The following is a 5,895-nucleotide window of genomic DNA, read 5'->3' as shown; positions in this document are numbered from 1 at the left end:
GGTGCGAGGGGAGAGGCGCGAGGCGATCGAGCACGGCTCACGCCTGGTCGTTCTGCATCGGCGACGTCGCCTCGGCTGAATGACGCGATGGTGTCGGTGCGGTCCTGTGCTCGGGCCGACACCACAGCGTCAGATAGGCCGCATCAGGAGTTCACGCGGATGATCTCCTGCTGATACGGCGCGATCACGTCACCCGAGATGCGCAGGTCCAAGAGCAGGAATCGGCGCGACCCGGCATCCTCCTCGGCCCAACTCGCCAGCCGATCGAGGTCGGCGAGCGTGCGCACGACGACGCCCTCCGCACCCACGGCTGCACCGAACGCGGCGAAGTCCACTTCGGGGATGCGCATCGGTCCCTCAGCCAGGCCCTTGAGGCCGTAGAGGTTGACCTCGGCTCCGTATGCGGCGTCATTCCAGACCACGGCCATGCCCCGGCCGCCCGCAGCGCGCACCGCGGATTCCAGGTCGGCGATCGCCATCAGGCCGCCGCCGTCGCCGGAGGTGAGCACCACGGTCGACTCGCGCCGGGCCAGGGCCGCACCCACGACGCTCGGCCACCCCTGACCGATCGACTGGAACGCGGTGCCGATCATCATCATGCGGTCGGGGGCGGCGACCGGCCAGTACATGTTCGCCCACCCGATGAAGTGTCCGCCGTCCGACACCACGACGCGGTCCTCCGGCAGCAGCTCGGCGATGCGGCGGGCAGCGGATCGCGGGTCGAGGCGGCCGTCGGGGGCGAGGTCGTCGCCGGCGTCGTAGGCCCGAGCGGAAGCGACATCGACGCTCTCCCGCCACGGGTTCGCGCGGGATGCCGGGCCGATGCGATCGACGAGCGTCTCCGCAGCCAGCCGGGCATCGGCGCGGACGAACCCGCCGACGTGGGCATGCGTCGCCGCCGGCGCGATGTCGATCTGGAAGACCCGGGTTCCCGGAGCGAACAGCTCTCCGAAACGCATCGTGAACTGGTTCAACGCCGCTCCGAACACGACGGCGACATCGGCGGTGCGGATGAGCTCCATCGCGCCGTCGGCGCCGAAGCCACCGGTCACTCCGAGGTCGTAGCGCGTGTCGGGGAAGACCCCGCGGCCGAGTGCCGACGATGCCGTGAGGGCGCCGGTCGCCGCGGCCAGCTCTCCCAACGCGGCGCTCGCACCGGACAGCCATGCCCCGCGACCGGCCAGCAGGAACGGTCGCTCTGCACCGGCCAGCGCGGTCGCGATGTCGTCGAGCATCCCCTCGGCGAACTCGCCGCGCGGCGTGAGCGGTGCGGGGATCCGCGGTGACGGAGCCTCGGGAACCACCCCCGCCTCCAGTGCGGCGACGTCGTAGGGGATCGCGAGCACGACCGGGACGCGATAGGTGAGGGCGTGCTCGATCGCGATCACCGTCGTCGCCGCGGCATCCGCATGCCCGACCGTGTACGTGCGGGCGCCGACGGCCGAGGCGAGGGCGATCTGGTCGACGTCCCATGGCCGCGGGCCGGATGTCGGCTCGTCGCCGACCACGAGAACGAGCGGCACGCGCGCCTGCACGGCCTCGGCCAATGCGGTCAGGGTGTTCGTGAAACCGGCGCCGTACGTCGACGTGCCGGCGGCGATGCGACCGGAGGCGCGGAAGTGGGCGTCGGCAGCCACCACGGCGCCCTGCTCGTGGCGGACGGCCGTGAACACGGCATCCGTCTGCGTCTCGATCGCATCGAGGAAGTAGGCGTTGCCGTTGCCCATCACCCCGAAGACGGCGTCGATGTGCTGGGCGAGGGTGAGGGCGACGTGCGCGGAGACGGTGGGCATGCGAAAGCCTTTCGAGACAGGGACGGAGGAACTGCGGGATCCGTATGTGTCTCGCCTTCGCGTCTTCGCGAAGTGCTTCGTGCCTCTTTTTCAGGCACCGGCCGGGCCGGACCCGCTCAGTCTACCGGCGAGGGAGCTCCGCGGATGCGGGAGAATGCAGGAATGACTGATGCAGAGATCGAGCGCGAGACACTCACCTGGGACGGATTCGGGGCGGCGACGCGCGATCTGGCGCGGAACATCCTCGATGCGGGCTTCCTGCCCGAGGTCGTGGTCGCGATCGCGCGCGGGGGCCTGCTCCCGGCCGGAGCGATCGCCTACGGACTCGGCGCCAAGAACTGCGGAGCGATCAACGTCGAGTTCTACACCGGGATCGGCACCGTCCTCGACGCCCCCGAGGTGCTGCCTCCCGAGCTCGACATGGCCTATCTCGACGGACGCCGCGTGCTGCTGGTGGACGACGTCGCCGACTCGGGTCGCACGCTCGCCCTGGCCGTGCAGCTGCTGAAGGACAAGGGTGCCGACGTGCGCTCGGTCACGATCTACACCAAGCCGTCCACGATCATCCAGCCCGACTTCGCCTGGAAGGACACCGACCTCTGGATCGACTTCCCGTGGTCGTTCCGCGGCACGGTGCGGGAAGAGGATCAGGGGCTCGCCCCGTCCGCCTGATCCGCTGCTGCACGGTTCAGCCGTGCAGCAGCGAGCGCAGCGTCGGGATCGTGTCGGCCTCGGCCGGTGTCTTGTCCGGCCGGTAGCCCTTCACCCGGGCGAAGCGCAGCGCGATGCCGCCCGGATACCGCGGAGAGCGCTGCACACCGTCGATCGCGATCTCCACGACGAGCTCAGGACGCAGGAACACGGTGGATGCCGTGCGGTGCGACTCGTGCGCGGGGAACTCCGTGGTCTGCCAGCGCAGGATTTCGTCGGTGAGTCCCTTGAAGGTCTTGCCGACCATGACGTACCCGCCGGGGTCGCCGAATTCTCCCGAAGGATCGCGGGCGCCCAGGTGCAGGTTCGACAGCCATCCCCGGCGGCGCCCTGAACCCCACTCCGCCGCCAGGACCACCAGATCGAAGGTCAGGACGGGTTTGACCTTGACCCACGACTTTCCACGGCGCCCGGCCGCGTAGGGTGCGTCGACGGCCTTGACCACGACGCCCTCGTGCCCGGCGGCGAGGGCGTCGCGCGACAGCTGCTCGGCGACGCCGGCGACGTCGGTCACGATGCCCGGCATCCGCCACTCGCCGGCCACCCGTTCGAGTTCGGCCAGCCGGATGGAGAGCGGCTCGTCGATCAGGTCGCGCCCATCCACGTGCAGCACGTCGAAGAACCACGGCCGCAACACGAGCTCGCGCGACACCTCGGCGCCGAACCGCGACATGGTCTCCTGGAACGGTCGCGGACCGCCGTCTTCGTCGAGTGACAGCGTCTCGCCATCGAGGATCACATCGTGCACGGGGAGGGCGCGCACGATCTCGACGATCTCCGGCACGCGGTGCGTGATGTCGGCGAGGCTCCGTGTGTAGACGCCGACGTCGTCGCCGTGGCGATGAACCTGGATGCGGGCGCCGTCGAGTTTGTACTCGACCGATGCTCTGCCGGTGATCTCGAGCGCGGCGGAGGGAGTCGTCGCCGTCGACGCCAGCATCGGCAGGACAGGGCGCCCCACCTGCAAGCCGATGGCCTCGAGAGCGCCCAACGGCTCGGTCAGCGCGATGCGGGCGGTCTCACCGAGGTCGCCGGAGAGCATCGCAGCACGACGGACCATCGCCACGGGACGGTCGGCCCCCTTCGCGATCGCGTCGAGGAGCACGCCAGACAGAGCTCCGGTGCGCAGTTCGCCGAGCATCGCGCGGATCAGGAAGTCCCACTCGGCGGGCGTGGCACGCGCGGCGAGATCGACGAGGATCCCGGTGCGCGCGGCTGCCGAGCCGGAACCGGAGGTCGTGGCGAGAGCGTCGAGAGAGGCATCGACGTCGGCGACGGTCAGCGTGGGATCGCCGGCGTGCGGGATGTCGATGGCGGTGAGACCTCGCCATCCGACGCCCAGCCTGCCTTGGCGCGGTGCGGCGAGCAGCAGCCCCACGAGTGACGCGACCTCCTCCGGTGCGGGTCGCGCCAGCAGCCGAGCCAGCGCGTCGACCTTCGCGAGTCGAGACGAGGTCGCGGCGACCTCGTCCGCCGTGGAGACGACCTCGGAGAGCATCATCCCGGTATTGTCGCACCGGCCACCGACGTGGGACAGCGGACGGATTCAGGCCGATGCGCCGATTCAGGCCGATTGTCGCCCGAACTACCTGATGCGGCGCGAGCGCCTGATATCACGTGAGTCGCGCGCGGGGCAGGCGTGAACGTGGCGAGGCGTCAGCGCCCGCGGAACTCCGGCTTCCTCTTCTCCTGGAACGCGGCGAACCCTTCCCGATAGTCCTCCGTGTCGCACAGCACCGCCTGCGCGGCGTTCTCGATCCCGACGGACTCCCACAGGGAGAGCCGCTCGTCGCGGATGCGGGCGATCAGCTCCTTGCTCGCGAGGAACGCGGCCGTCGCGCCCCGTGCGGCGGCGGTCGCGGCATCCGTCGTCGCCTGCACGACCTCATCGTCGGGGAGCACCCGCGAGAAGAGTCCCGATGCCACTGCTTCCGAGCCGCTCATCAGTCGCCCCGTGTAGATCAGGTCGAGCGTCTTGTGCGCCCCGAGCCGGTCGAGGAAGAGGGCGTGCCCGCCGGAGTCGAGCGTCGCGCCGAGCGCAGCGAACGGGGAGCCGATCTTCGCGGACTCGGCGACGTACACGACGTCGGTGGCGATCAGGAGGCCGAGACCGACCCCGAGGCAGGCGCCGTGCGCGACCGCGAAGGTCGGCGCGGGGAACCGCGCCATCCGCTGCAGCAGCGGGGCGACGAGGCCGCCGAGATAGCCGAGCACGTCGTCGTCCTGCGGGGTGACGCCGGAGATGTCGCGCCCGGCGCAGAACGCGCGGCCCTCGCCCCGGAGCACGAGAGCCCGCACGCCCGCGGCCTTCGCCTCGACGTAAGCCGCATCCAACTCGGCGAGGGCACGCTCGTCGAGGGCGTTCAGTTTCGCCGGCGCGTTCAGCACGATCGTGGCGATGTCGTCCGCGATGGTGAGGTCGATCATGGAGGGCCTCCGGTCAGACGTCGTAGTCCACGACCACGCGGTCGCTGGTCGGGTGGGACTGGCAGGTGAGCACGAATCCGCGCTCGAGCTCGTCGGGTTCCAGAGCGTAGTTCTCGGTCATGGTCACGCTGCCCTCGATCACGCGCGCGCGGCAGGTGCCGCAGACGCCGCCCGCGCAGGCGAACGGGGCATCCGGCCGCACACGCAGTGCTGCGTTCAGCACGGACTCATGCGCGTCGACAGGGCTCTCGACGGTCGAGGAGACACCGTCGAGGGTCACCTCGATGCGCACGGTCTTCTCGCCGACGCGCACCTGCACCGGGCGGGCCGCGCGGGCCGGTTCGTCGCCGGTGGTGAACAGCTCGAAGCGGATGTGCGAGCGCTCGACGCCGACATCGGCCAGTACTTCGCGGCAGAGGTCGACCAGGGCGAGCGGCCCGCACAGGAACCATTCGTCGACGGTCGACGGCGGGATCAGCGTGCCGAGGATCGTCCGCAGCTTCTCCTCATCGATCCGGCCGGACAGCACCGGCGCCGCTCGCTGCTCGCGGGAGAGGACGTGGTGCAGCACGAGTCGGGTGGGGTAGCGATCCTTGAGGTCGGCGAGATCCTCCAGGAACATCACGTCGAGCGTCGCGCGGTTCGTGTACAGCAGGGTGAACCGCGACGTGTCCGACCGGGTCAGCACCGTGTTCGCGAGTGCCATCAGCGGCGTGATGCCGGAGCCGGCGGCGATCCCCACCACGTGCCTGTCGTCGAGGTCGTCGAGGGCGGAGGTGAACGTGCCCTGCGGGCTCATCACGTCGATCTCGAATCCCGCGTGGAGTCCGGTCTGCGCCCACGTCGAGAACAGTCCGCCCTCGTCGCGCTTCACGGCGACGCTCAGCCGGGTGTCCCGTCCGTCGTCGCGGTGCTCCGGCGCACGGCACAGCGAATAGGAGCGCCGCACCTCGACGCCGTCGAG

5 protein-coding genes are annotated in these 5,895 nt (G+C 70.4%); 1 reads left to right on the top strand and 4 read right to left on the bottom strand.

What is annotated here, in order from left to right:
• Positions 1–143: 143 nt before the first annotated feature.
• Complete coding sequence (locus tag CQ042_RS20115; RefSeq protein ID WP_105672213.1) at positions 144–1,793, bottom strand: thiamine pyrophosphate-binding protein; 1,650 nt, start codon at positions 1,791–1,793, stop codon at positions 144–146.
• 162 nt (positions 1,794–1,955) lie between these two features.
• Between CQ042_RS20115 and CQ042_RS20110 the strand changes: the two genes are divergently transcribed.
• Complete coding sequence (locus CQ042_RS20110) at positions 1,956–2,465, top strand: phosphoribosyltransferase (protein ID WP_105672212.1); 510 nt, start codon at positions 1,956–1,958, stop codon at positions 2,463–2,465.
• A gap of 16 nt (positions 2,466–2,481) precedes the next feature.
• Here the strand turns inward: CQ042_RS20110 and CQ042_RS20105 are convergent, their stop codons facing one another.
• The 3 genes from CQ042_RS20105 to CQ042_RS20095 form a co-directional block, all read right to left on the bottom strand.
• Positions 2,482–4,005: an ATP-dependent DNA ligase gene (locus CQ042_RS20105; protein ID WP_105672211.1), complete on the bottom strand. Its 1,524-nt coding sequence runs from the start codon at positions 4,003–4,005 to the stop codon at positions 2,482–2,484.
• Between the two features lie 155 nt (positions 4,006–4,160).
• On the bottom strand, positions 4,161–4,931 hold the full coding sequence (locus tag CQ042_RS20100; RefSeq protein ID WP_105672210.1) for an enoyl-CoA hydratase/isomerase family protein: 771 nt from the start codon (positions 4,929–4,931) through the stop codon (positions 4,161–4,163).
• 13 nt (positions 4,932–4,944) lie between these two features.
• A partial coding sequence (locus tag CQ042_RS20095) for a 2Fe-2S iron-sulfur cluster-binding protein (protein WP_105672209.1) occupies positions 4,945–5,895 on the bottom strand: 951 nt, incomplete at its 5' end.

Source organism: Microbacterium sp. MYb62, from assembly GCF_002979475.1.
Classification (GTDB): domain Bacteria; phylum Actinomycetota; class Actinomycetes; order Actinomycetales; family Microbacteriaceae; genus Microbacterium.
This window is presented reverse-complemented; position numbering and strand designations above follow the sequence as displayed.

Coding starts and splice junctions, on each gene's coding strand:
- CQ042_RS20115 (WP_105672213.1), bottom strand. CDS start 1,793: ATGCCCACCGTCTCCGCGCACGTCGCCCTCACCCTCGCCCAGCACATC.
- CQ042_RS20110 (WP_105672212.1), top strand. CDS start 1,956: ATGACTGATGCAGAGATCGAGCGCGAGACACTCACCTGGGACGGATTC.
- CQ042_RS20105 (WP_105672211.1), bottom strand. CDS start 4,005: ATGATGCTCTCCGAGGTCGTCTCCACGGCGGACGAGGTCGCCGCGACC.
- CQ042_RS20100 (WP_105672210.1), bottom strand. CDS start 4,931: ATGATCGACCTCACCATCGCGGACGACATCGCCACGATCGTGCTGAAC.